This window comes from Amycolatopsis sp. 3B14 (assembly GCF_050958625.1).
Lineage (GTDB): Bacteria > Actinomycetota > Actinomycetes > Mycobacteriales > Pseudonocardiaceae > Amycolatopsis_E > Amycolatopsis_E thermoflava.
This window is the reverse complement of sequence record NZ_JBHZEN010000016.1, coordinates 1-24,934: the sequence shown is the minus strand read 5'-3', so window position 1 is coordinate 24,934 and position 24,934 is coordinate 1. Positions and strand designations below refer to the sequence as shown.

Sequence of the window (24,934 nt, the reverse complement as noted above, 5' to 3'; positions counted from 1 at the left end):
CTGCGGCGCGGGCGCGCCCCGGGCCACCCGAACGAGTGATTTTCTGGAGGCGGCCGGCCCATGACGGAAGATCGTTCGGTCCTCACCCGCCCGGCGCCGGAGCCGGACGGGCAGCTCCGCTACGGCCCGGGGCCCGACCAGGTCGCCGACCACTGGCGGGGCCGTCCGGAATCGCCCTTGATCGTCGTCGTGCACGGGGGTTTCTGGCGGCCCGCCTTCGATCGGCGGCACACCCGGCCGATGGCGGCCGCCCTGGCGCGAACGGGCGTCAACGTCCTCTCGATCGAGTACCGCCGCGTCCCCGGCGAGCCCAGCCTCGCCACCGCCGACGTCGCCGCCGCGCTGCGCGACCTGCCGGTGAAACTCGCCGGGCAGTTCGACGGCCGGGTGGTGCTGACCGGGCATTCCGCGGGCGGCCACCTCGCCCTGCTGGCCGCGGCCACCGCGCCCCCACCGGGCCTCACCGCCACCGTCCCGCTGGCGCCGGTCGCCGACCTCGCCCTGGCCGCGCGGCTCGGCCTCGGCGACGGCGCCGCCCGCGCGTTCCTCGGCGACGTCCCGCCGGACGGACTCGACCCGGCGCGGCTGCCGTCGCCTGCCCGGCCCGTCGTCCTCGTGCACGGCGACGCGGACGAGGTGGTGCCCGTCGAGCTCTCCCGCGCCTACCGCGACGTGCACCCCGGTGCGCGCCTGACCGTCGTCCGCGGCGCGGGGCATTTCGCCTTGATCGACCCGGACAGCACCGCCTGGCCTGCGGTATCGTCGACTCTGCTCGCCCCGGCGACTCAGGCGGAACCGTGGCGGGAATGACCCGAATCCTCGGAAACCGCAGGTTTCTCCGACCTGGGCAGGGGCTAGTCTCGCATCATGTCCACATCGGCCAGCGCGCGACTGCAAGCTGAGCACAAGCTCCAGCGCATCGGTCTCGTCAGCGACAGCGCGCTCGCCCACCTCGCCACCGAGGATCTGCTCACCGAGCTCCTGGACCGCGTCCGCCAGGTCCTGCGTTCCGACACCGCCGCCGTGCTGCTGCTCGAACCGGGCGGTCGTGAACTGGTCGCGGTAGCGGCGCGCGGCATCGAGACCGAGGTGGCGCAGGGCGTCCGCGTCCCGGTCGGCAAGGGCTTCGCCGGTCAGGTCGTCGCTCGCCGCGAGCCGGTGCAGCTGCAGCGGGTCGACTCGACGACGGTGGTCAACCGGCTGCTCTGGGAGAAGGGCCTGCAGACCCTGCTGGGCGTCCCGTTGCTGGTCGGCGGCGAGGCCATCGGCGTGCTGCACGTCGGGTCGCTCTCGCAACGGGAGTTCACGCCGGAGGACGTCGAGCTGCTCCAGCTGGCCGCCGACCGGATAGCGCTCGCCGCCCACGCCCAGCGCTCCAAGGCCGAGCGCGCGGCGGCGGCCGAGCTGCAGCGCAGCCTCCTGCCGACCCAGCTGCCGGTCGTGCCCGGCATCGAACTCGCCGCGCGGTACGTGCCCGGTGACGAGGGCGCCATCGCCGGCGACTGGTACGACGTGTTCCTCCTGCCCAACGGCTGGCTCGGCGTGGTGATCGGCGACGTCGTCGGCCACGGCCTGCCCGCGGCGATCGTGATGGGCCGGATGCGCAGCGCGCTGCGGGCCTTCGCGATGGAGGGCGGCGACCCCGCCGAAGTGCTCGCCAACCTCGATCGCAAGATGCAGCACTTCGAGCCGGGCATGATGGCCACCGTGCTGTACGCGCTGATCGAGCCGAACTTCGAGCGGCTGCACGTGTCCTCGGCCGGTCACCTGGTGCCGGTGCAGGGCCGGGAGGGCGAGCGGGCCAGGCTGCTCGACGTCGCCGTCGACCCGCCGATCGGCGCGCTGCGGGACGTGCGCCGCCGCGTCACGGTGGCGGAGATGCCGCCGGGCTCGGTGGTCTGCTTCTACACCGATGGCCTGGTCGAGCGGCGTGGCGTCGCGCTCGACGACGGGCTCGACCGCCTCTGCGCCGTCGTGCACCCGGCCCAGGCCCAGACCGTCTGCGCCGACGTGATGGCCGAGCTGATCGGCGAGGACACCCCCGACGACGACGTGGCGCTGCTGACCGTGCGCCGCCAGAACGGCGCGGACGTCGGTCCGCTGGAGCTCACCGTGCCCGCGGTGCCGGAGTCGCTGAAGGAGGTCCGGTCCGCGATGCGGCGGTGGCTGACCGTCGTCGGCGCGAGCGCGGACGCCACGGCCGACCTGCTGGTCGCGGTCGGCGAGGCGACCTCGAACGCCGTGGAGCACGCCTACGGGCCCGCGGGCGGCGTGATCAAGGTGCGGCTGGAACTGCGGGGGCAGGACGTGATCGCGACCGTGTGCGACGAGGGCCGCTGGCGCCCGCCGCGCGGCGAGAACCGCGGCCGGGGAACGCTGCTGATGCACCGCTGCGGGGACGAGGTCCGCATCGACCACCGCCCCCAGGGGACGGAAGTCATGATCCGCCGAACGATCGGGCCCGCGGAATGACGACGGCCACCATCGACGCCGACAACGACGGCGGTCACGTCCTGCTGCGGGTCAGCGGCGAGATCGACCTCGCGAACGCGTCCGTGGTGCAGGACCAGATCTTCGCCGCGATCGGCAACGACGCCGTGCGCGTCTCGATCGACCTCACCGATGTGACCTACTTGGACAGTTCGGGGCTGCGTGTGCTGTTCACCCTCGCCGGGCGGCTCAAGGTGCTGCAGATGGAGCTGGACCTGGTCGTCGCGCCCGTGTCGCCGGTGCGGCGGGTGCTGGAGATGTCCGGGTTCGAACCGCTGGCCGCGGTGCGTGAGGGTTGACCCCCGTGGGTAGTCCCGGCACATGGTGAGCGTCGGATACTTCCTGTCCAGCGAGGAGCACGGGCCTCGCGAGCTGGTGGAGCAGGCGAAGAAGGCGGAACAGGCCGGGTTCGAGCGGTTGTGGATCTCCGACCACTTCCACCCGTGGACCGGTGAACAAGGCAACAGCCCGTTCGTGTGGTCGGTGATCGGCGCGCTGTCCCAGGCGGTCTCGCTGCCGATCACGACGGCGGTGACCTGCCCGACCGTGCGGATCCACCCCGCGATCATCGCGCAGGCCGCGGCGACGGCGGCCGTGCAGTGCGAGGGCCGGTTCGTGCTCGGGGTCGGCTCGGGTGAGGCGCTCAACGAGCACATCTTCGGCGACCCGTGGCCGCCCGGCCCGCGGCGGCTGGAGATGCTGGAGGAGGCCGTCGAGGTGATCCGCAAGCTGCACACCGGCGAGCAGGTCACCCACTACGGCAAGCACTACACGGTCGAGCAGGCGCGCATCTACACGCTGCCGGAGCAGCCGGTGCCGATCTACGTGTCGGCGTTCGGGCCGAAGACCGCCCGCCGGATCGCGAAGATCGCGGACGGCTTCGCCACGGTGATGCCCGACGGCGAACTGGTCCACTCCTACCGTGAAGCCGGCGGGCGGGGGCCGATCCAGGGCGGGTTCAAGGTGTGCTGGGCCGATTCGGCGGAGGAGGCGCGGGAGACCGCGCACCGGCTGTGGGCGAGCGACCTGCTGCCCGGCAGCCTCGGCCGGATCCTGCCGACGCCGCGGGATTTCGAACAGGCCGTGCCGGTGGTGACCGAGGAGCAGGTCGCGGGCCAGATCCCGTGCGGCCCGGACGCCGACGCGCACGCCCAGGCGGTGCGCCAGTTCGCCGACGCCGGGTTCGACGAGGTGTACGTGTCGCAGATCGGCCCGGAGCAGGACAAGTTCTTCGACGCCTGGTCGTCGAAGGTGCTGCCGCAGCTCAAGGGGTGAGCGCGAGGCTCGTCGCGGCGAGGGCGAGGAACAGTGCGGGCACGGCGATGTTGCCGAAGACCCTGGCGCGCACGTGGGCGATGAGCGCCCCGGTGAAGAACAGCACCAGCCCGACCGCCGCGGCGAGTCCGATCCACCGCACACCCAGGAGCCCGATCAGCAGCCCCACGGCGCCGGCGGCTTTGAGCGCGCCCAGTGCGGGTAGCCAAGATTCCGGCACGTCCATCGCCGCGGAGTTCGCCAGCACGAACCGCGCCCTGGCGAAGTCAGCGACCGCGATCGCCGCGTTCAACACGATCGTCAGCACAGTCACCGTCACGTACATGACCACCAGGTTCGGGCGGCGGCAGCAGCGCGTCCAATACCTGCTCTCATAACCTGAAGGCATGGACGTGGACACGCGCCTGCTCCGCTACTTCGCCGCCGTCGCCGAGGAGGGGCACCTGACGCGCGCGGCGGAGCGGCTCTTCGTGTCCCAGCCCGCGCTCACCAAGCAGATCAAGCAGCTCGAAGCGCAGCTCGGCACGACGTTGTTCACCCGCTCCCGCCGCGGGATGGCTCTCACCGACGCGGGCCGGGTGCTGGCGGACCGGGTGCCGGCCCTGCTCGACGGGTGGGACCGGGCGTGCCGCGAGACCCGCGCGGCGGGCAGCCGCGTGCTGCGCGTCGGCTTCCTGGCCAGCGCCGCCAACGAGGCGACGCCGGCCATCATCGCCGCGTTCGGCCGCCGCCGTCCGGGGTGGCGGGTCGACATGCGGCAGGCCGCCTGGTCGGACCCGACCGCCGGGCTGGCCGCGGCCGACGTCGACGTCGCGCTGTTGCGCCTCCCGTTCCCGGGCCAGGACGAACTCCGCGTGCGGGAGCTGTTCAGCGAACCCCGCTGGGTCGCGCTGCCCGCGTCGCACCCGCTCGCCTGCCGCGACGAGATCGACTTCCGCGAGCTGTGGGACGAGCCGTACGTCGCCGCCCCGGCCGAGACCGGCTGGTGGCGTGACCACTGGCTGGGCGCGGACGAACGCGAGGGCGAGCCGCGCATCGGCGCGGTGACCGACCAGCCGGACGAGTGGCTGAGCGCGATCGCCAACGGCTACGGCATCGCGCTCGCCCCCGAATCGGCCACCCGCTTCTACGCCCGGCCCGGCATTGTCTACCGCCCGGTGCGCGGCCTCAGCCCCACCCGGGTCGGCATCGCCTGGCACCCGGCCGACGACGACAACCCGGTCGTCGCCGACTTCGTCGCCTGCTGCCTCGACACCACCCAGGCCGAGTACACCTAGTGCGAGTCGCGCGGGACCGAGTGGCCCCGGGACCCGCGCAGGAAGTCGAAGTCCGCGCCCTGGTCGGCCTGCAGCACGTGCTCCGTGTAGAGCCACGTGTACCCGCTGGTGTACGGCGACTCCGGCGCCTGCCAGGACGCCCGCCGCGCGGCCAGCTCCTCGTCGGAGACCTCGACGTTCAGCGTCCGCGCCGCCACGTCCAGCGTGATCAGATCACCGGTGCGCACCAGCGCGAGCGGCCCGCCCACCGCGGACTCCGGCGTCACGTGCAGCACGACCGTGCCGTACCCGGTGCCGCTCATCCGCCCGTCGCAGATCCGGATCATGTCCGTCACGCCCGCCTTCAGCAGCTTGGCAGGCAGCGCGACGTTCGAGACCTCCGGCATGCCCGGGTAGCCCTTCGGCCCGGCGCCGCGGATCACCAGGATGCTCGTCTCGTCCACGTCGAGGTCCGGGTCGTCGGCGACGGCGTGGTAGTCCTCGACCGTGTCGAACACCAGCGCCCGCCCCTGGTGCTTGAGCAGGTGCGGGGACGCGGCCGACTGCTTGATCACCGCGCCACCCGGGCACAGGTTGCCGCGCAGCACCGCGGTGCCGTTGCCGGCGGGCTGGAACGGCTCCTCGACGGTGGTGATCACGTCGGTGTTGAAGTTCTCCGCCCCGGCCACGTTCTCGCCGACCGGCTTGCCGGTCACCGACACACTGCCGGTGTGCAGCAGCCCCGCTTCGGCGAGCTGCCGCATCACCACCGGCAGTCCGCCCGCGTAGCAGAAGTCCTCCATCAGGTACTTGCCCGACGGCATCAGGTTCACCAGCGTCGGGACCTCGCGGATGAGCGTGTCGAAGTCGTCGAGCGTGAGGTCCACCTCGGCGCGTCCGGCGATCGCGAGCAGGTGGACGATCGCGTTCGTCGACCCGCCGATCGCGGCGTTGACCCGGATCGCGTTCTCGAACGCCTCGCGGGTGAGGATGTGCGACGGGCGCAGGTCCTCCTCGACCATCTCCACGATCCGCTGCCCGGCGGCCTGCCCGATCTCGAACCGGCGCGCGTCGACCGCGGGCCAGGTCGCCGATCCCGGCAGCTGCATGCCCAGCGCCTCGGCCATGCACGCCATCGTCGACGCGGTGCCCATCGTCATGCAGTGCCCGTTCGACCGCGCCATGCAGCCCTCGGCGAAGAAGCACTCCTCCTGGGTCATGCGCCCGGCCTTGAGCTCCTCCTCGAACTTCCACACGTGCGTGCCGGAGCCGACGTCCGCGCCGCGGTACTTGCCGTTGAGCATCGGGCCGCCGGTGACCATCACGGCGGGCAGGTCGACGCTCGCGGCGGCCATCAGCATCGCCGGGGTCGTCTTGTCGCAGCCGGAGAGCAGCACCACGCCGTCGAGCGGGTTGGCGCGGATCAGCTCCTCGACCTCCATCGCCATCAGGTTGCGGTAGAGCATCGCGGTCGGGCGCATCAGCGTCTCGCCGGTGGCCATCGTCGGGAACTCCAGCGGGAACCCGCCCGCCTGCCACACCCCGCGCTTGACCGCCTCCGCCACGCGGGTCAGGTGCGCGTTGCACGGCGCGAGTTCCGACGCGCTGGTCGCGATGCCGATGACCGGCCTGCCGTCGAACACCTCGGCCCCGAAGCCCTGGTTGCGCATCCAGGACCGGTAGATCATCCCCGCGCGGCCGGTCGCCCCGAACCACGCCGCGCTGCGCCTCTGCCCCGTCACGAGCCTGTTCCTCTCCGTCGAGTACGTGCGCTCCGAACGTTAAATCATTCGATGATTCAAGTCCAGGGGCGTTGGAGATCACAGTGCTTCCGCTGGCCAGAAAGTTGTACAGTCTCAACTGTTATAGAAATACAACGTTTGGGGTGCGCGTGCCGGAACTGTCCCAGCGGCGTCGGCTCCTGGTGCTGGCGATCTGCTGCCTGAGCCTCTTCGTCGTCTCGATGGACACCACGATCGTCAACCTCGCGCTGCCGTCGATCGAGCGCGACTTCTCCGCCGGCGTGTCGAGTCTGCAGTGGACGATCGACGCCTACACGCTCGTGCTGGCCAGCCTGCTGATGCTGTCCGGCTCGACCGCCGACCGGATCGGGCGGCGGCGCACGTTCCAGACCGGGCTGGTGCTGTTCACGCTCGGCTCCCTGCTGTGCAGCGTCGCGCCGAACATCGGGCTGCTCATCGCCTTCCGGATGGTGCAGGCGGTCGGCGGCAGCATGCTGAACCCCGTCGCCATGTCGATCATCACCAACACCTTCACCGACGCGCGCGAACGAGCGCGCGCCATCGGGATCTGGGGCGCGGTCGTCGGGCTGAGCATGGCGCTGGGGCCGGTGGTCGGCGGCCTGCTGGTGGACGCCGTCGGGTGGCGGTCGATCTTCTGGATCAACATCCCGGTCGGGGTCGCCGCGCTCGTGCTGACCGCGTTGTTCGTGCCGGAGTCGAAGGCACCACGCGCGCGGCGGCTCGACCCGGTCGGGCAGCTGCTGGTCGTGGTGGCGTTGGCGAGCCTGACGTACGGGATCATCGAGGCGCCGCACCACGGCTGGCTGTCCGGGTTGACCGTGGCGTGCTTCGCGGTGGCGGCCGCCGCGGCGGCCGGGCTCGTCGTCTACGAGCGGCGGCGGGCGGAACCGTTGCTGGACCCCCGGTTCTTCGCGAGCGCGCCGTTCTCCGGGGCGACGGTGATCGCGGTGTGCGGGTTCGCCGGGCTGAGCGGGTTCCTGTTCCTCAACGCGCTGTACCTGCAGAGCGTCCGCGGGTTCACGCCACTGCACGCCGGATTGCTGACGCTGCCCAGCGCGCTGGCGATCTTCGCGCTCGCGCCGCTGTCCGGCCGGCTCGTCGCCGCGCGCGGCTCGCGGATCCCGCTGGTGACCGGGGGATTGGGGCTCGCGGTGAGCGGGGTGCTGCTGACCCGGCTGGGCGCGGACACCGGGATCGGGTGGCTGGTGGTCGCCTACGTCGTGTTCGGCGCCGGGTTCGGGATGCTCAACCCGCCGATCACCAACACCGCGGTGTCCGGCATGCCGCGCGCCCAGGCCGGGGTGGCCGCGGCGGTGGCGTCGACGAGCAGGCAGGTCGGGGCGTCACTCGGGGTCGCGGTGCTCGGCGCGGTGGTCACGACGCACATCACCGGCGCGTTCACGACGGGCTTTCCCGCGGCGAGCCACATCGCGTGGTGGATCATGGCCGGATGCGGCGTGGTGGTGATGGCCCTGGGCGTGCTGACGACGTCTCCGTGGGCGATGGCGACGGCCCGGCGGGCGACGGTGCTGTTCGACGAGCCGGTCGGGGCGCGGACGTGACCGCCGCGGAGCGGGTGTGGGAGCGGATGCAGGACGTGCTGGGCAGGCACGACCGGCGCAAGGCGGTCACCGAGGCGCTCGGCTTGAGCTTCATCAAGATCAAGGCGTTGCGCCGGCTGGCGTCCGGGCCGCTCACCCTCGCGGACCTGGCGGAGCGGCTGAACACCGACCGCCCGTACGTGACGCTGGTGGTGGACGACCTGGAGCAGCGCGGACTGGTGTCGCGGACGGTGCACCCGGCGGACCGGCGGCGCAAGCTGGTGGCGGTGACGCCCGCGGGCGCGGAGGCGGCGGCCACGGCGGAGCGGATCCTCAAGGAGCCGCCGGCGTCGCTGGCCGCGCTCGACGCCGACGAGCTGGCCCAGCTGGACCGCCTGCTGACGAAGCTCACCACCGCCTGATCCGGCGCCACGCTCAGTCGGCCAGGGTGATGGCCCGGGAGGCGAGGTGCAGGGCCAGCCGGTCGTCCGGGCGGGACAGGTCCACGCCCAGCAGCTGCTCGATCCGGGCGACGCGCGCGGTGACCGTGTTGCGGTGCACGCCGAGCACCGCCGCTGTCTCGGCGATCGAGGACTCGGCGTCCAGGTACACGGCCAGCGTGCGCACCAGGTCACCGGGCGCGTTGCGCAGCGGGGCGACCAGCGCGCGGGCCGCCGGTTCGAAGGTGTCCGTCCGCGTCCACTCCAGCAGCAGCTGCGCCATCCCCAGCTGGTCGACGTGCAGGAAGTGTCCCGACTCCGGCCGGGTCGCGGCCAGGCGCGCGGCGTCGGTGGCCTCGGCGATCGTCGCGGCGAGGCCGTCCGGGCGCGGGTGCGGGCGGCCGACCCCGAGGTGCGCGCCGAGCGTCCGCCGCAGCGCCTTGTGCGCCGCCCGCAGCCCGGCGGCCAGCGTGCGGACGCGCTCGGCCGTCGGCTCCTGGTCGAAGGTCACCCACCCGGTCCAGCCGTCGCCGTGCTCGACGACCACCGCGGCGATCTGCTCGGCCCGCAGCGCGCGCACCACCTCGGTCGTCCGCGCCACGGTGTCCACACTGGACGCGACGCCGATGCGCAGCCCGACGTGCCAGCCGCCCAGCCGCCACCCGGCGTCGGCCGCCCGCCGACGCAGGTCCGCGCCCGGCTCGGCGTCCAGCCGCAGCAGGTCGCCGAGCAGCGCGGTGCGCGACCGGGCGTCCCGTTCCAGCTCCAGCCGGTTCGCCAGCAGCCACCGCTGCACCGCGCCGGCCGCGACTGCCAGCGCCGGCGGCACCACGTCCGCCCGCGCCGCCTCCGCGCCGGTCAGCTCGGCCGCCACCCACAGCACCGGCCCGGCCAGCAGCGCGGGGTGCGCCAGCAGCACGCCGTCGTCGAGGTCCACCCGCTGTGGCACCGGCTCGCCGACCCGGATCCGCCCCGCCGACGCCAGTTCCCCGGCCACCGGCTCACCCCGGTCGTCCAGCAACGCGACCGGCGACCGCAGCAACCCGCGCAGCGCGGTGACCACCTCCTCCGGCGAGCGCAGCCGTTCGCCGAGCGCCCGGTGCGTCGCCAGCACGAGGTTCGCGCGGTCGAGTTCCGGCGCGGCGAGCATCAGGCGGGCGTCGACGAGCAGGTCCAGCGGCCGGGCCGCCGTCACCAGCAGCGGCATCGCGAGCCGGTCGGCCAGCAGCCTGGTCGCGGTCAGCGGTTCGACCTGCGGAAGGAGCAGGCCCGCCGCGCCGCTGTCCGCCCCGCGCCGCAGCAGGGCGTCGATCTGCCAGTCCGTGCCGCGCAGTTCCCGGGCCAGCACCAGCAGCTCGCCCGGGCCGGGGCTGTCCCCGGCGTCGAGGGTGGCCCGCACCGTCTCCAGTGGACGGTCCAACCCGGATTCGCCCGCGGCGACGCGGACGCCGGCCCACGACGGGAGGGCCAGCAGGCGGCGCAGGATCATGCGAGCACCGGATCCGAGTCGATGCCGTACGCGCGTGGCTGCAGCACCGGCAGCCGTCGCGGATCGGTCCAGAACGGCGCCGCGGCGAGCTGCAGCACGTCGACCTCGATCCCGGCGCGGATCCCGTCGCAGGGCACCGGAACGCCGGTGCGGTGGTCGACCACGGCCAGCACGTCCGGCGTGGACGCCACCGGATGACCGTCCCGCAGCGCCAGCAGGTACTCGTTCTCCATCTCCAGCCGGAGCAGCGCCCCGGTGCGGTGGTCGGTCAGCGTCGCGCTGCCGCGGCCGAACCCGGCGCGGCCGTGCGCCCCGGGACCGGGGTGCCGGGACACCTCGAGCACGCGGCCCATCGCGAGCACCCGCCCGCCGGAGGCCTCGGCGAGCCGGTCCGGCTCCGGGCCCTCCCCGGCCGCGAGCACCCGCCTGCCCAGTTCCAGCGCGCCGGTGACGCTGCCCATCACCGCGCACCGCGGCAGTTCGCCCGCGGGCACCGGGGCGAACGCCATCGCCGCCCAGCCGCCGGAGCTGGCCAGGAACGCGCGGGCGCCGCGCTCGACCGACTCGTCCGAACCGGCCGCCAGCACCAGCACCTGACCGCCCGGCTCGGCGAGCGCGGCAGGCGCCAGCCCGCGGCCGGTCGCGGCGATGGAGAGCTGGTCCAGCCGCGGCAGGCCGCGTCCGGACAGGTCGGCGTCGGCGCACGGCAGGCCCAGCTCGACGGCGGCCACCAGCGGCATCAGCCCGTTGAGCCCGCCGATCTCGATCGACACCAGCGCGCCGGCCCGGGCGCCGGTCCAGCGCTCGATCGCCGACACCGCGGTCGCGAACTCCGCGCCGCTGGGCAGTTTCTCGGTGAAGGCGGCGGTCGCGCCGACGATCCCGACCGGCATCACCAGGGTGGACGGATCCAGCGCGCCGGAGATGTCGGGTTCACGCCCGTGGGTGACGTGCTGGCGCAGGAGCGCCGCGGCCGTCATCGTGTCGCCGCCACCGCCCGACCCGAGCAGCGCGACGCCCCGTTCGAGCGCGGGCACGTCCGCCACGGTGATGCGCATGCTTGCCTTCATGTGCTGAGCTGGAGGTATGACCAGGGTAGACGATCCAGCCACCATGACCCCGGAACAGGCGCGGGCGGCGTTCCGCGCCGGAACCGTGGCGCCGACGTCGGGGTGGGCGACCGGTTTCACGCAGACCAACCTGATCGCGGTGCCACGCGACTGGGCCTACGACGTGCTGCTGTTCTGCCAGCGCAACCCGCAGCCGTGTCCGGTCCTCGACGTCACCGACCCGGGCAGCACCGCGACCACGCTCGCCCCCGGCGCCGACCTGAGCCGCGACCTGCCGCGGTACCGCGTGTGGCGGCACGGCGAGCTGGCCGAGGAGGTCGACGACGTCAGCGGCCTGTGGCAGGAGAACCTGGTCGCGTTTTCGATCGGCTGCAGCTTCACGTTCGAGACCGGGCTGCTCGCGGCCGGGATCCCGCTGCGGCACCTGGAGCAGGGCCGCAATGTGTCGATGTACGTGACGAACCGCGAGTGCCGGCCGGCCGGGCGGCTGCACGGACCGATGGTCGTGTCGATGCGCCCGATCCCGGCGGGCCGGGTCGACGAGGCGATCGCGATCAGCGGTGCGATGCCCGCGGTGCACGGCGCGCCGGTGCACGTCGGCGACCCCGCCGGGCTCGGGATCGCCGACCTGGCCCGCCCCGACTTCGGTGACCCGGTCGAGGCGGAACCCGGTGACGTGCCGGTGTTCTGGGCGTGCGGGGTCACCCCGCAGGCGGCGCTGATGGCGTCGAAGCCGCCGTTCGCGATCACCCACTCGCCTGGGCACATGTTCATCACCGACCGCAGGGACAGCGAGTACCGCGTGCCTACGGCAGCGCGGTGAACGGCGCCAGGAACGTGCGCGCGGACGGGGTGTCCAGGCGGTAGGTCACGTTGGTGGCGTAGCAGGGCGCGTCACCGGTGATCGTCGTGGACACCAGCGTCCGGGTGCCGCCGATCGTGGCGAAGTTCGGCCCGCCCGAGTCGCCGTAGCAGGCGCCGCCGTTGCCCTGCGGCGCGGTCATCGCCAGGCGCACCCACGTCTTGTTGAGCGCGTCGAAGGTGACCGGCGCCTTCATCCGGACGCCGCCGCCCGGGTGGGTCTGCCCGCCGGGGCCGTTGACCGCTTCCTGCGTCCCGTAGCCGGCGACGACGAACGGCGTGCCGTTCAGGCCGCGCGGACCGAGCTGGTCCAGCTGCCCGGCGGTGGGCAACTGCGCCGGGGTGAACGACCACCGTGCGGCGACCTGCTGCGCGGGCAGCTGGATGACCGCGATGTCGTGCGCGTCCGCCGAGTTGCCCGGGTAGGACGGGTCGGAGTGCGCCACGCCTTCCACCGCGACCGCCCGTGCCACCGCGGCGGGATCGCCCGGGTGCTGCTGGGCGGCGGCGTCGAGGCCGGACTGCACGTCCTGGTCGAGCGACACGTAGAACCGCACGCCGGCGGGCCAGTCGCTGGTGCAGTGCGCCGCGGTGAGGAAGGTGTCGCGGTCGACCATGGTGCCCGAGCACACCCAGTCCACCCGGTCCGGCGTGGCTGGGTTCGCGTCGTTGTCCCAGGTCGCGACGAGCGCGCCGACCTCGGTGCGCTCAGGCGCCGGGGTCGCGTTGTAGGAGTTGATGGCCGAGGCCGGGGCCGCCGTCGCCAGGATCGCGGCGACGGCGGCGGCCGATGCGAGTGCTGCTCTCATCCGGGAGAGTCAACCTCACGGACGGCTGAAAAACACCCGACCAACGGCCCTACCGGAACGCGTAGCCGCCGTCCGGGTAGAGCGTCGAGCCCGTCGTGAAGGTGGCGCCGAACAGGTAGAGCACCGCGTCGGCCACTTCGGACTCGGTGCCGACGCGGTGCAGCACCGTGTCCGAGCGGTACTGCGCGAAGCTCGCCTCGCGGACGTCCGCCGGCCGCTGGGACCACAGGTTCCCGTCGATCGTGCCGGGCGCGACGACGTTGACCCGCACCGGCGCCAGCTCCACCGCCAGCCCGCGGCCGAGCCCCTCGATCGCGGCGTTGCACGCGACGTAGGCGGGCGCGGGCCCGGGCGGGCGGACGCTCGCCGCGCCGGACATCAGCACCACCGAACCGTCGCGCGACAGCTTCGGCGCCGCGTGCTTGACCGCGTGGTACTGGCCCCAGAACTTCGTCACGAACGGGCTCGCCGCGTCCTCGTCGGACAACTCGCGCATCGGCCCGGTCCGGTACGACGCCCCGGGCGTGAACAGGTGGTCCACCCGCGGCACGGCGCCGAAGAACTCGGCCAGCGAGTCGGAGTCCGTGTTGTCCACGACGTGCCACTGCGCGCCGATCTTCGCCGCCGCGGCCTCCAGTGTGGCCGCGGTACGGCCGCCCAGGAACACCTGCGCTCCCGCGTCGGCCGCCCGCCGGGCCACCTCGAACCCGATGCCCGAACCGCCGCCGATGATCACCACGACCCGATCCGCCAGGCTCATACCAACTCCTCCACCGGCGTGAACTCGTAGGACAACCCGAACGCGGACGGCCCGAACGTGGCCAGTGCCTCCGGTGTGCGCATCAGGTCCGGCGTCGAGATGCCGATCACCACGACCCGCTGGCCGTAGCGCAGCGTCTCGGTCGTGATCGGCTCGGCCGACTCGGACTCCAGCACGCAGATCAGGTCCGGCACCAGGCACCGGACCTCGCCGTCGACCAGTGCCAGCAGGTTCTCGTTCTGGAACAGCAGCTCCAGCTTGTGCTCGCCGTCGAACGACACCGCCTGCGCCCGCCCGCGCGCGAACCCCGCCTCGGTGCGGCGCTCCACATCGGACACCTTGCCGCGGAACAGCACCCGCAGGTTCCGGTACAGCGTCTCGCGCAACGCCTCCGACAACGCCGCGATCGGGTCCAGGTTGTTCTCCCGCGCCTCGCGGATCGTCCGGCCCACCGTCAGCGCCAGCGACAACGTGCGCGGCACCGCGGTGCGCTTGACCTCCGCGCCGCTCATCGCGTACTCGGCGATGTGCGCGACCCCGCCGAGCCGGATCGTGACGCCGCGCGCCAGCCACTCCATCCGCCGGTTGTCCGAGCCGGTGTCGATCACCGTCGTCTCGCCGCGCTCGCCGCCGATCGCCATCGGCGAACCGGGCACGCCGTAGACGCCGAAGGTCTCCATCTGCAGCTCGGGGAACGCGCGGCCCATCCCGTCCGCGTCGACCACCGGCAGGCCCAGCCGCGCGCCGACGACCAGCGGGATCATCGAGTTGATGCCGCCGCACTCGATCGGCATCGTCGCGCTCGCCCGCTTGCCCAGGTGCTTCTCCAGCGTGCGCAGCGCCAGGACGGGTTCCGCGCCGCTGGGCAGCTTCTCGTGCACGACGGTCGGCGCGCCCATCTGCGCGGTCGGCACGACCAGGTCGTGGTCGCCGACCTCGGACGGGTCGAGGACCGTGATCGGCCCGTGCTCGCGGATGGCCTGCCGCACCAGCAGCCTGCCCACGTACGGGTCACCGCCGCCCCCGGTGCCGAGCACGGCCGCGCCCCGCGCGAGGTCTTCCAGGTGCTCCTCGGTCAGTGTCCAGCTCACGCGGGCACCCCGACCGGGTCGATGTCGTAGCCGAAGTAACGCGGCCCGGCCAGCTCGATGCCCTCCGGCGTGTGCCACCGCGGGTCCGCGGGCGCCGCGATCACCGTGACGCGCTGGCCGTACCGCAGGCCCTCAGTGGTCACCGCTTCACCCGATTCGCGGTCGAGGCAGCAGATCAGATCCGGCACGGACGCCTGCGCGACCCCGTCCCGCTCGGCGACCAGGTGCTCGTTCTGGAACTTCAGCACCATCTCGCTGCCCGCGTCACCGTCCATTCCGGACAGCTTCGCCTCGCCGCGGGCGAAGCCGGTGACGGTGCGCCGGGCGACGTCGACGACCTTGCCGCTGAACAGCTTCCGGCCGCCCAGCCGCTCGACCACGCGGGCGACGGGATCGGCGTGCGCGGCCCGTGCCTGCCGCACCGCGGAGCCCAGCTCGGCACACAGGCTGAGCGTGCCGGGCACCAGCGATTCGCGGGCCTGCGCGCCGGACATCGCGTAGTTGCTGATCATCGCCGAGCAGCCCATGTCGATCGTCGCCGACCGCGCCAGCCGCTCCGCCCAGTGGTTGTCCACGGTGTCCAGCACGCCCCGGTTGCCCTTCTCGTCGGCGATGGACATCGGCGTCGCGCGGATGCCGTACAGCGTGGGCAACACCATCTGCAGCTCGGGGAACGCCCGGCCCATGCCGTCGGCGTCCACCAGCGGCAGACCCAGCTGCGCCGCCGCGACCACCGGGATCAGCGAGTTGACCCCGCCGGCCTCGGCGCACGCGATGTGGGTCAGCTCCTTGCCCAGGTAGGTGGCCAGGGTGCGGGCGGCCAGCCCGACCTGCTCGGCCGAGGGCAGTTTCTCGACCATCACCGTGGGCGCGCCCATCATCGCGACGGGCAGGACCACGGCGTCGTCGCCGACCTCGTCCAGCGGCACCAGCTCGACCGGGCCGTGGTCGCGGACGGCGGAGGACGCCAGCAGGCGCCCGATGTAGGGGTCGCCACCGCCGCCGGTGCCGAGGATCGCGGCGCCGCGGGCGATGTCGTCGAGGTGGTCGATCGTGATCTCGCGCATCGTCACGCTCCCAGCTGCAGGTCGCCGACGGCCTTGACGCGGATGCGGGTGGCGTTGCCGGGCAGGTAGGGGATGGGCACCTCGTCGAAGTCGACGATCCCGACCGAGGCCGGGCTGGCCCCGGCGGCGATCGCGCGGTCCACGGCCTCCTGCTTCGCCTCCTCCACGACGGCTTCGCGGCGGCCCGGCTCGATCGCGTACACCCGGTCGACCTCGCCGCCGATCTGCGCGATGGCCGCGCCGATCGCGTTGGCGACCGCGTAGTTCTCCGGCCGGTGCACCTTGCCCGCGTCGGCCAGCTCGTCCGGCAGCAGCACCGAACCGCCGCCGACCGCGACCACCGGCAGCGGCTCGGCCGAGGTGCGCATCCGCTCGACGACGTCGGAGACGTCCGCCGCGATCTTCTCCAGCGCGGCCCGCACCAGGTCGCGGTCGAGGTGGGCGACCAGGCTCGGGTCGCCGATCTCGGCGCGGCCCGCGGCCACCGCGATGTCGGTCGCGGTGAGCGTGTCGCCGCCGAAGACCAGGGCCTTCGAGATCAGCTCGTAGCCCACCGAGTCCGGCCCCACCGTGACGTCACTCGCGCCGCCGCGGACCCGGCTGCCGCCACCGATGCCGATGGACAGCACGTCCGGCATGCGGAAGTTGGTGCGGATCCCGGCGACGCTCACGTCTGTGGTCGCCTCGCGCGGGAAGCCCTGCCGCAGCACGCCGACGTCGCTGGTGGTGCCGCCGACGTCGACCACAGCGCAGGTGTCCAAACCGGACAGCACGGCGGCGCCGCGCATCGAGTTGGTCGGGCCGGACGCGAACGTCGCCACCGGGTAGCGGCGGGCGAAGTCGACGTCCATCAGCGTGCCGTCGTTCTGGCTCAGGTACAGCGGCGCGGTGATGCCGGCGCCGGACACCGACGCCGCGAGGCCGTCCACGATGTGCGCGGCCAGCTCCCGCAGCGCGGCGTTGATGACGGTCGCGTTCTCCCGCTCCAGCAGCCCGATGCGGCCGATCTCGTGGGACAGCGAGATCGCCACGTCCGGCAGCTGGGCGGCGATGATCTCCGCCGCGCGGGCCTCGAACTCGGCGTTCACGGGGGAGAAGACCGACGTGATCGCGACACTGCGCACCCCGTGGGCGCCCATGTCCTCGGCCGCCTTGCGCAGCTCGGACTCGTCGAGCTCGGCGATGTGGCGGCCGTCGAACTCGTGCCCGCCGTGCACCAGGTAGCTGCGCCCGGACACCGCGTCGACCAGCCGCTGCGGCCAGTCCACCATCGGCGGCAGCGACGCGCCGGCGGGCAGGCTGAGCCGCACCGCGGCGGTCGGCGCGAGCCGGTGCGCCTCGACGAGGGCGTTGATGAAGTGCGTGGTGCCGATCATCACCGCCTGCACCGCGGCCGGGTCGAACGCGCGCTGCTGCTGCAGGCCGTTGATCGCGGCGACGATGCCGGAGGTGACGTCCTCGGTGGTGCTGGTCTTGATCGAGGCGAGCACCTGCCGCCCGTCCAGCAGGACCGCGTCGGTGTTGGTGCCGCCGACGTCGATGCCGATGCGCACTGGGAAATTCCTTTCGGTGGTTCTAAGCGGCGCCAGCCGCTTGCGGTGGGGCAGTCAGCTCGCACCGCGGCGGGTTCTCAGGCGTCCCCTCGCGAGGACAGCGCCGACGTGGTGAACTGGCGTTCATGAGGAGGCGATCCCACAGCGAGGGGGCGTCTGAGGTTCCGCTACCCGCACCGCCATGCAAGCCGATCACCAGGGATTTCCTCCTTAGACGGCGGGAACGGGGTCGGCGTCGGCGGTGCGGCTGCGGCCGATGCCGCGCACCAGGCCGAGCTTGCCCGCCACCACGTAGAGCACGAAGGCCACGACGAGTGAGTTGATGCTGGGCAGGCCCCACTCGACGAACTTGCCGATCAGCGCGGAGACGACCCAGACCACGATGGTGGCAGGCACCCACACCGGGGCGTCCTCGGGCACGGTTCCCTTGGCGCGCGCGGTTTCCAGCTCGCCGCGCCACTTCTTGACCACGAAGTACTCGGCCACCATGATCCCGGCGATCGGCGGGAACGCGACGCCGAGCACGGTGAGGAAGTCGCTGAACGCCCCGAGGATCCCGGCCGCCGCGAGGACGCTGCCGACGATGCCGAGCACGGCGGTGATCAGGCCGCGGTGGGCCTTGCGGCCGGACACGGTGCCGATGAAGTTCACGACGCCGAGCCCGGACGAGTACAGGTTCCAGTCGTTGATCTTGATGGTCCCGGCGATCACGATCAGCAGGCCGACCCAGCCGACCGACGACGTGACGATGGTCGTGATCTCGGCCGACTTCACCGCGTGCGCCAGGAGCACACCGGCCATGCCGATCACGTACTCGCCGAGCGTGATGCCGACCAGGGTCTGCTTGACCACGTCCCCGGTGGTGCGGTTGAACCGCGTCATGTCCGGCGTGATCACCGCGCCGACGATGAACCCGCCCGCGACGAGTGTCGTGCCCTCCAGCAGGCTGAGCTGCGGACCTGGCGGCGCCGACGACACCAGCGCGCCGACGTCGTGGCTGGACAGCTCGGAGATGATCGACCAGCCGACCAGGATCAGGAACGCGGGCACGGTCAGGTACGCCGTCCACGCCATCGAGTGGAAGCCGCGCACCACGATCGCGGTCACGACCAGGCCGAACACCAGCGCCCACGCCCATTCCGGCAGGCCGCCGATGAGCGAGACGAGGCCCTGCGCCGACACCGCGGACTGGATGCCGAACCAGCCGATGAGGCTGATCCCGATCGCGAGCCCGATCAACGCCGACCCGCCGCGGCCGAAGCCGGTCCAGCGGGCGATCATCGACGTCGACAGGCCTTCCCGCATGCCGATCACGCCGACGAGGATCGTGATGAGCTCGAGGATGACCGAGCCCAGGGTGAACGCGAGGAACGCCTGCCAGAAGCCCATCCCGAAACCGACGGTCGCGCCGAGCAGGAACTGCGACAGCGCGGACACCTGGCCGAACCGTTGGATCGCGACGGACCACCACGAGTAGCGGGCGCTGTCCGGGACTCTGGTGAGGGCGTAGTCGTCGACACCGACTGACGAGGCCATGCCGACCTCCTTATCCGGAGAGGAAACGGTTCCCAGCACCGTAAACAGCGCCAACGCCCCGGTCACTGTGCGAGGTGCACAGGCTCGCCGCCGCGCCTGTGCACCTCGCCCGGTCAGAGGCTCCGGACCCCGTCGAGCAGCCGGTCGACCTCGGCGGCCGTCGTGTAGGGGGCGATGCCGGCCCGGACCGCTCCGGTGTCGCCCAGCCCCAGGTGGCGGGAGCATTCCAGCGCGTAGAAGCTGCCCGCGGGCGCGTTCACGCCCTGCGCGCCGAGCCGCTCGTAGACCACCTGCGACGGCACGCCTTCGACGGAGAACAGGACGGTGGGCGTGCGGCGCCGGGTGGGGGAGCCGTACCGGGTCACGCCGGGGATGTCCGCGAGGCCCGCGTCGAGCCGGTCGAGCAGGGTCTGCTCGTGCTCCTCCAGCTCGGTCAGTGACCGCAGCAGCCGCTGCCGCCGGGTGCCGTCGCCGGGCACCAGGTCCGCGAGGAAGTCGATCGCCGCGGTGGTGCCGGCGAGCAGTTCGTACGGCAGCGTGCCCAGCTCGAACCGCTCCGGCACGGCGTTCGTCGATGGCGCCAGCTTGTCCGGGTGCAGGGTCTCCAGCAGCTCGGGTGCGGCCGCGACCAGACCGAGGTGCGGGCCGAGGAACTTGTACGGCGAGCAGCCGTAGAAGTCCGCGCCGAGTGCCGTGACGTCGACCGGCGCGTGCGGCGTGAGGTGCACACCGTCCACGTAGAGCAGCGCTGGGGTTTCGTGCACCGCCGCGGCGATCGCCGGGATGTCCGGGCGCGTGCCGAGCAGGTTGGACGCCGCGGTCACCGCGACCAGGCGGGTGCGGTCCGACAGCAACCCGGTCACGGCCCCGACCGGCAGCTCACCGGTCGCCGGGTCGAAGTCCACCCACCGCACCGCGACCCCGCGCGCCTCCGCCGCCTGCACCCACGGGCGGATGTTCGCGTCGTGGTCGAGGCGGGTCACCACGACCTCGTCGCCGGGCTGCCAGGTCTTCGCCAGCGCGCGGGAGAAGTCGTAGGTCAGCTGGGTCATGCTGCGCCCGAACACGACGCCGCCGGGCTGGGCGCCGAGCAGGTCCGCGGCGGCCTGGCGCGCCTCGGCGACGATGGCGTCGGCGCGACGCTCGGCCGCGGTGACCGAGCCGCGGTTGGCGATCGCGGCGCACAGCGTCCTGGCGACGGCCTCGCCGACCACGTCCGGCACCTGCGAGCCGCCGGGGCCGTCGAAGTGCGCCGCGCCCTCGTCGAGCGCGGGGAAGTGCTTGCGTACTGCGGTTACGTCATAGGCCACGCGGCCCAGCATGCCTCACGAACCGGCGAACGTGCGCCGGTAGTCGTGCGGGGACACCCCGATCACGCGGTGGAAGTGGTGCCGGAGCAGGGCTCCCGTGCTGAACCCGCACTCGCGGGCGATCTCCTCGATGCTCAGCCGCGTGGTCTCCAGCAGGGTGCGGGCGTGCAGGACGCGTTGCGTGGTCAGCCACTTCACCGGCGTGGTCCCGGTTTCCGCGGCGAACCGGCGGGCGAAGGTCCGCTCCGACATCTGGGCGCGCCGCGCCAGCGCCGGCACCGTGTGCTCCTCGGCGAGGTTCTCGACCATCCACGTCAGCACCGGTTCCAGACTGTCCGCAGTGGACTCCGGCATCGGCAGCTCGACGAACTGCCGCTGACCGCCGTCGCGCTGCGGGGGCACGACCATGCGGCGCGCGATCGCGGTGGCCACCGCCGAACCCAGCTCGCGGCGGACGAGGTGCAGGCTCGCGTCGATCCCGGCCGCGGTGCCCGCGCTGGTGATGATGTCGCCGTCGTCGACGAACAGCACGTCCGGATCGAGGATCGCCTCGGGGAACCGCTGCTTGAAGTCCTCGATGTGCTTCCAGTGCGTGGTGCACGGGCGGCCGTTGAGCAGGCCGGTGGCGCCGAGCAGGAACGCGCCGCTGCAGACGGTCAGGAGGGTGGCGCCGTTCGCGTGGGCCCGCCGGATGGCGTCCAGCACCGCGGGCGGGTAGTCGTCGCGGACGGCGGCCGCCGGGATCGCGACGAGGTCGGCGCCGTCGAGCCCGTCGAGGCCGTGTTCGGGAATGAACTGCACGCCGACGCCCGCCCGGATGGGTTCGCCCGGCCGTTCGCCGCACACGCGGAACTCGATGGGCGGCACCCCGTCCTCGGTCCGGTCGATGCCGAAGACCTCGCAGACGACGCCGAACTCGAAGACGGCGGCGCGATCGACCAGCACGGCGGCCACAGTGCGGAGCATCCCGTCAGAGTAGCTGGCAGAATTTTGCCGGACAAGGACCGTTCTGCCACTTCTGGCAGCTTCTGGCGGAGCGAATAATTTCTGCCATGACCGAATTGCTGATGTTCCTCCTGCTCATCGCCCTGATCGTGTGGGGCCTGAACCGCAACCACCGCCGTCAGGCGCCGTCGCGGATGTTCGGCAGTTTCGACATCGAAGACCGCGACGCGCTCCGGATCCGGGGCGAGGTGGCCGCCCGCCGGCTGGAGGCCGCGCACCCGGAGATCCGGACCGTCCCGGCTCCGCGGACTCGTCACCACCTTTCCCGCGCCTGACGGCGACCTAGACTGGGCACGACCTCGACGCCGAGGAGGACGCGTGCCCGAGCTGAGCCTGGCCGACACCAACGGCATCCTGCGCCAGCCGTGGATCCACCCGGCCCGCTCCAGCGCGGGCCTCGGGTGGGACCGGCTCTACGTCTCGACGCAGGCCGAAGCGCCCTACCGCGCGAGCTTCGACGCGGCGGGCACCCACCTGGTGATCCTGCACCTCGACGGCCCGGTGACCGTGCGCCGCGGGCGGCACCAGGTGGCGCATATCCCCGCCGGCGGGCTGTTCCTCCACCCCGCCGGGCGCGATCTCACCGTGGAACTCGGCGGGAAGCTGCGGACCGTGCACGCCTACCTGCCCGACTCGGTGCTGCACGAGGCGGCCGGTGGCCCGGTCGGCCTCGGTGAGGAGGTCGTGGTCGCCGATCCGCTGGCCGAGCAGGTGATGCTGGGCCTGGACGGAGTGCTGCGGCAGTGGACGCCGACGGCCCGGACCTACGTCGACCACCTCGCCGGGCTACTGGCCGCGCACCTCGCGCACCGCTACGGGACGGCCGTGGAACCGGAGTCGGCCGCGCTGTCCCGGACCCAGCTTGCCGCCGTGCGCGAGCTCATGGAGCAGCGGCTCGCGGAACCGCTGCCGCTCGCCGAACTCGCGGCCGTCGCGGCGCTGAGCGTCAGCCAGTTCACCCGCCGGTTCAAGGCCGCGACCGGCGAAACCCCGCACCGGTACCTGATGCGCCTGCGCGTCGAGCACGCGTGCCGGCTGTTGCGCGGCAGCACGCTGCCGATCCCGGAAGTCGCCGTGCGGTGCGGGTTCTCCCACCAGGAGCACCTGACCAGGGTGATGCGCGGCCGGCTGGGCACCACACCCGCCGCGTACCGAAGGGATCACCCCTAGTACGAAGATCGTTCACGTCCTGGACAGCACCGCCGGGTGAGATCCTCGTGTGATCCGCACCCTCCTGGCCGCCGCGATGGCCGGCTCCCTCCTCGTCGCGCCGCCCGCTGACGCGGCGCCCGCCAAGGTCACCGATCCCGCCCGCTACGTCGACCCGCTCATCGGTTCCGCGGGCGGCGGCAACACCTATCCCGGGGCGGTGCGGCCCTTCGGGATGATCTCGTGGAGCCCGACCACCACGGCAGGCGACCAGACGAACGCCGCAGGCGCCAACGGTTACGCCTACAACACCCCGCGTGTGCGGGGTTTCGCCCTGACCCACGTCAACGGCGCCGGCTGCCACCCCGGCGCCGCCGGTGACGTGCCGATCATGCCGTTCGCCGGGGACGTGACGTCCTCGCCGACCGCCGACACGCGGGACGAGATCTACGCGAGCAACTTCAGCCACGACGACGAACTCGCCGAACCCGGGCACTACCGCGTCGGTCTCGACTCGGGCGCCACCGCCGACCTGGCCGTCACCACCCGGGCCGGTGTCGGCGAGTTCACCTTCCCCGCGGGCAAGACCGCGAACCTGCTGTTCCGGGTGTCCAACTCGCTCAACGGCAGCGAGGACGCCGAGATCACCATCGACCCGGCCACCCGCACCGTCACCGGTTCCGTGCTGACCGGCGCGTTCTGCGGCCGCCGCGCCAACGGCGGGATCAACAACCGCAAGAGCTACTACCGCCTGTACTTCGTGGCGTCGTTCGACAAGGCGTTCTCCGGCACCGGCACGTGGGTGAACGACCAGCTGCGGCCCGGCACGACGACCGCGGGCGGCGGCGAGGGCTACGCGACCGGCGCCGACCGCGCGGGCCGCGGATCGGGCGGGTACGTCAGCTTCGCGGACACCGACGTGACGATGAAGGTCGGCATCTCCTACACGAGCCTCGACGCGGCGCGGAAGAACCTGTCCGCCGAGGTCAAGCCGAAGGACGACGTCGAGTCGGTGGCCGCGGACGCGCGGGAGGCGTGGTCGAAGCAGCTGCGGTCGATCGAGATCGCAGGCGGCACCGAGGACCAGCGCACCACGTTCTACACCGCGCTCTACCACTCGTTCCTGCAGCCGAACATCGCCAGCGACGTCGACGGCACCTACCTGGGCAGCGACTTCGCGGTGCACCGGCTCGCGCGCGGGCAGCGGGCGCAGTACGGCAACTTCTCCGGCTGGGACCAGTACCGGGCGCACACGCAGCTGCTCGCGCTGCTGGAGCCCGGGGTGGCGGGGGATTTCGCGCAGTCGCTGTACAACCTGGCGCAGCAGAACGGCGGCGTGTGGGACCGGTGGGTGCACGTCAACGGCCCGACGCACGTCATGACCGGCGACCCGTCCGCGCCGACGCTCGCCGGGTTCTACGCGATGGGTGTGCGGAACTTCGACGTGCGTGGCGCGTTCGACTCGCTGGTGCGCCAGGCGACGGTGCCGCACCCGTCCGGCTTGTCGGACGCGGGTTGCCCCGGGCAGTGCGAGGGGCAGCGGCCGAACCTGGCGGAGTACGAGCGGCTCGGTTACGCGCCGCAGGACACCTGTCACTGCTGGGGCGGCGCGGCGGAGACGCTGGAGGACGCGACCGCTGATTTCGCGTTGGCGGACTGGGCGTCGCGGCTGGGGCGCGGCGCCGAGTACCGCGAGCTGATGCCGCGGGCGAGCTGGTGGCGCAACACGTTCAACCCGGCGGCCACCCCCGAGGGCGGTTACCAGCAGGCCCGGCTAGCGAACGGCAACTGGGTGGGCCCGTTCTCGGCGACTTCGGATGTGGGCTTCGCGCAGGGCACCAGCGCGACGTACACGTGGATGGTGCAGCACGACGTGTCCGGCCTGGCGGCGGCGATGGGCGGCCCGTCGGTGGCGGCGGCACGGCTCGTCGGGTTCTTCCACCGCCCCGACGGTTCATGGGCCACGGGCGGCGACGGTTTCCGCTACGACCCGACGAACGAGCCCGGCATCCACACGCCGTGGCTGTACAACGGGTTGGGTCAGCCGTGGAAGACGCAGGAGACGGTCCGCGCGATGGCCTCTTTGGTGTACCGGACGGGCCCGAGCGGCCTGCCCGGCAACGATGACCTGGGCACCATGTCAGCGTGGTATGTGTTCGCCGCGCTGGGCATGTACCCGCAGACGCCGAGCCGCGCGGAGATGCTGTTGTCCAGCCCGATGTTCGCAAAGGCCTGGATCAAGCGCGACGACGGCCCGACGATCACGGTGAGCGCCCCAGAAGCTTCGGCGACGAACATCTACGTGCAGTCGGTATTGGTGAACGGCAAGGCGACCGACAGGTCATGGTTGCCCGAGTCTGTGATCAACGGAGGCGGCTCGATCACAGTGACAGTCGGCGCCACACCGAACACCACGTGGGGCAAGGACCTCCCAGTGGACCACCACTAACAAACCGCCACCCGGCAACG

23 protein-coding genes are annotated in these 24,934 nt (G+C 72.6%); 11 read left to right on the top strand and 12 right to left on the bottom strand.

Features of this window, described 5'->3' with window-relative positions:
- The first annotated feature begins 60 nt into the window (after positions 1-60).
- The 4 genes from ACCP09_RS08650 to ACCP09_RS08635 are packed head-to-tail and all read left to right on the top strand — an operon-like array spanning position 61 to position 3,765.
- Positions 61-810 (top strand): alpha/beta hydrolase, encoded by a 750-nt coding sequence (locus ACCP09_RS08650; RefSeq protein WP_433744751.1) that lies wholly within the window; start codon positions 61-63, stop codon positions 808-810.
- A 57-nt stretch (positions 811-867) separates the two neighbouring features.
- A complete protein-coding gene (locus ACCP09_RS08645) occupies positions 868-2,472 on the top strand; it encodes an ATP-binding SpoIIE family protein phosphatase (protein ID WP_378335152.1) in 1,605 nt (534 codons plus the stop codon).
- Positions 2,469-2,789: an STAS domain-containing protein gene (locus tag ACCP09_RS08640; RefSeq protein ID WP_027932108.1), complete on the top strand. Its 321-nt coding sequence runs from the start codon at positions 2,469-2,471 to the stop codon at positions 2,787-2,789. Before ACCP09_RS08645 ends, ACCP09_RS08640 begins: the two co-directional genes overlap by 4 nt.
- Positions 2,790-2,811: 22 nt before the next feature.
- Entirely contained in the window at positions 2,812-3,765 is a 954-nt protein-coding gene (locus ACCP09_RS08635) for a TIGR03557 family F420-dependent LLM class oxidoreductase (protein WP_027932107.1), read from the top strand.
- Here the strand turns inward: ACCP09_RS08635 and ACCP09_RS08630 are convergent.
- The gene (locus ACCP09_RS08630; protein ID WP_433744745.1) at positions 3,755-4,090 is read right to left on the bottom strand and encodes a DoxX family protein; all 336 of its coding nucleotides are present in this window, start codon (positions 4,088-4,090) and stop codon (positions 3,755-3,757) included. The genes ACCP09_RS08635 and ACCP09_RS08630 overlap by 11 nt on opposite strands.
- A 61-nt stretch (positions 4,091-4,151) precedes the next feature.
- Here ACCP09_RS08630 and ACCP09_RS08625 point away from each other — a divergent pair, with 61 nt between their 5' ends.
- Entirely contained in the window at positions 4,152-5,042 is an 891-nt protein-coding gene (locus ACCP09_RS08625; protein ID WP_433744742.1) for a LysR family transcriptional regulator, read from the top strand.
- Here the strand turns inward: ACCP09_RS08625 and ACCP09_RS08620 are convergent.
- Complete coding sequence (locus tag ACCP09_RS08620; protein ID WP_027932104.1) at positions 5,039-6,763, bottom strand: IlvD/Edd family dehydratase; 1,725 nt, start codon at positions 6,761-6,763, stop codon at positions 5,039-5,041. The two genes, ACCP09_RS08625 and ACCP09_RS08620, sit on opposite strands and share 4 nt — an antisense overlap.
- 149 nt (positions 6,764-6,912) lie before the next feature.
- On the opposite strand from ACCP09_RS08620, the gene ACCP09_RS08615 reads away from it, so the two are divergent.
- Complete coding sequence (locus tag ACCP09_RS08615) at positions 6,913-8,346, top strand: MFS transporter (protein ID WP_123683676.1); 1,434 nt, start codon at positions 6,913-6,915, stop codon at positions 8,344-8,346.
- Entirely contained in the window at positions 8,343-8,747 is a 405-nt protein-coding gene (locus ACCP09_RS08610) for a MarR family winged helix-turn-helix transcriptional regulator (protein ID WP_027932102.1), read from the top strand. The genes ACCP09_RS08615 and ACCP09_RS08610 overlap by 4 nt, the downstream gene beginning before the upstream one ends.
- 13 nt (positions 8,748-8,760) lie before the next feature.
- Here ACCP09_RS08610 and ACCP09_RS08605 read toward each other — a convergent pair whose 3' ends face one another.
- A complete protein-coding gene (locus ACCP09_RS08605; RefSeq protein WP_027932101.1) occupies positions 8,761-10,254 on the bottom strand; it encodes a helix-turn-helix domain-containing protein in 1,494 nt (497 codons plus the stop codon).
- Positions 10,251-11,312, bottom strand: a complete 1,062-nt coding sequence (locus ACCP09_RS08600; protein ID WP_433744738.1) for a DUF917 domain-containing protein — start codon at positions 11,310-11,312, stop codon at positions 10,251-10,253. Before ACCP09_RS08600 ends, ACCP09_RS08605 begins: the two co-directional genes overlap by 4 nt.
- A 55-nt stretch (positions 11,313-11,367) precedes the next feature.
- Here ACCP09_RS08600 and ACCP09_RS08595 point away from each other — a divergent pair, with 55 nt between their 5' ends.
- Positions 11,368-12,147 (top strand): putative hydro-lyase, encoded by a 780-nt coding sequence (locus ACCP09_RS08595; protein WP_209440874.1) that lies wholly within the window; start codon positions 11,368-11,370, stop codon positions 12,145-12,147.
- On the opposite strand, the gene ACCP09_RS08590 is transcribed toward ACCP09_RS08595, so the two are convergent.
- From ACCP09_RS08590 to ACCP09_RS08555, 8 genes are all read right to left on the bottom strand, one after another.
- Positions 12,131-12,994 (bottom strand): trypsin-like serine protease, encoded by an 864-nt coding sequence (locus tag ACCP09_RS08590; RefSeq protein WP_378335147.1) that lies wholly within the window; start codon positions 12,992-12,994, stop codon positions 12,131-12,133. The genes ACCP09_RS08595 and ACCP09_RS08590 overlap by 17 nt on opposite strands.
- A gap of 49 nt (positions 12,995-13,043) precedes the next feature.
- A complete protein-coding gene (locus ACCP09_RS08585; protein WP_027932097.1) occupies positions 13,044-13,754 on the bottom strand; it encodes an SDR family oxidoreductase in 711 nt (236 codons plus the stop codon).
- Entirely contained in the window at positions 13,751-14,845 is a 1,095-nt protein-coding gene (locus ACCP09_RS08580; protein WP_433744734.1) for a DUF917 domain-containing protein, read from the bottom strand. The genes ACCP09_RS08585 and ACCP09_RS08580 overlap by 4 nt, the downstream gene beginning before the upstream one ends.
- Positions 14,842-15,918: a DUF917 domain-containing protein gene (locus ACCP09_RS08575; RefSeq protein ID WP_433744731.1), complete on the bottom strand. Its 1,077-nt coding sequence runs from the start codon at positions 15,916-15,918 to the stop codon at positions 14,842-14,844. Before ACCP09_RS08575 ends, ACCP09_RS08580 begins: the two co-directional genes overlap by 4 nt.
- A complete protein-coding gene (locus ACCP09_RS08570) occupies positions 15,915-17,465 on the bottom strand; it encodes a hydantoinase/oxoprolinase N-terminal domain-containing protein (protein WP_433744728.1) in 1,551 nt (516 codons plus the stop codon). The genes ACCP09_RS08575 and ACCP09_RS08570 overlap by 4 nt, the downstream gene beginning before the upstream one ends.
- Positions 17,466-17,675: 210 nt before the next feature.
- Positions 17,676-19,001 carry a purine-cytosine permease family protein gene (locus tag ACCP09_RS08565; RefSeq protein WP_027932093.1) on the bottom strand — a complete coding sequence of 442 codons (1,326 nt, stop codon included), beginning with the start codon at positions 18,999-19,001 and terminating at the stop codon, positions 17,676-17,678.
- A 113-nt stretch (positions 19,002-19,114) separates the two neighbouring features.
- Complete coding sequence (locus ACCP09_RS08560; RefSeq protein WP_433744725.1) at positions 19,115-20,311, bottom strand: cysteine desulfurase-like protein; 1,197 nt, start codon at positions 20,309-20,311, stop codon at positions 19,115-19,117.
- A 15-nt stretch (positions 20,312-20,326) separates the two neighbouring features.
- A complete protein-coding gene (locus tag ACCP09_RS08555) occupies positions 20,327-21,277 on the bottom strand; it encodes a GlxA family transcriptional regulator (RefSeq protein WP_027932091.1) in 951 nt (316 codons plus the stop codon).
- Positions 21,278-21,363: 86 nt separating this feature from the next.
- Here ACCP09_RS08555 and ACCP09_RS08550 point away from each other — a divergent pair, with 86 nt between their 5' ends.
- From ACCP09_RS08550 to ACCP09_RS08540, 3 genes are read left to right on the top strand one after another with little or no spacing between them, the layout of a single operon-like run.
- On the top strand, positions 21,364-21,591 hold the full coding sequence (locus tag ACCP09_RS08550) for a hypothetical protein (protein ID WP_378335142.1): 228 nt from the start codon (positions 21,364-21,366) through the stop codon (positions 21,589-21,591).
- 43 nt (positions 21,592-21,634) lie between these two features.
- On the top strand, positions 21,635-22,486 hold the full coding sequence (locus ACCP09_RS08545) for an AraC family transcriptional regulator (protein WP_378335141.1): 852 nt from the start codon (positions 21,635-21,637) through the stop codon (positions 22,484-22,486).
- Positions 22,487-22,535: 49 nt separating this feature from the next.
- Positions 22,536-24,914: a GH92 family glycosyl hydrolase gene (locus ACCP09_RS08540; protein ID WP_433744720.1), complete on the top strand. Its 2,379-nt coding sequence runs from the start codon at positions 22,536-22,538 to the stop codon at positions 24,912-24,914.
- Positions 24,915-24,934: the final 20 nt, after the last annotated feature.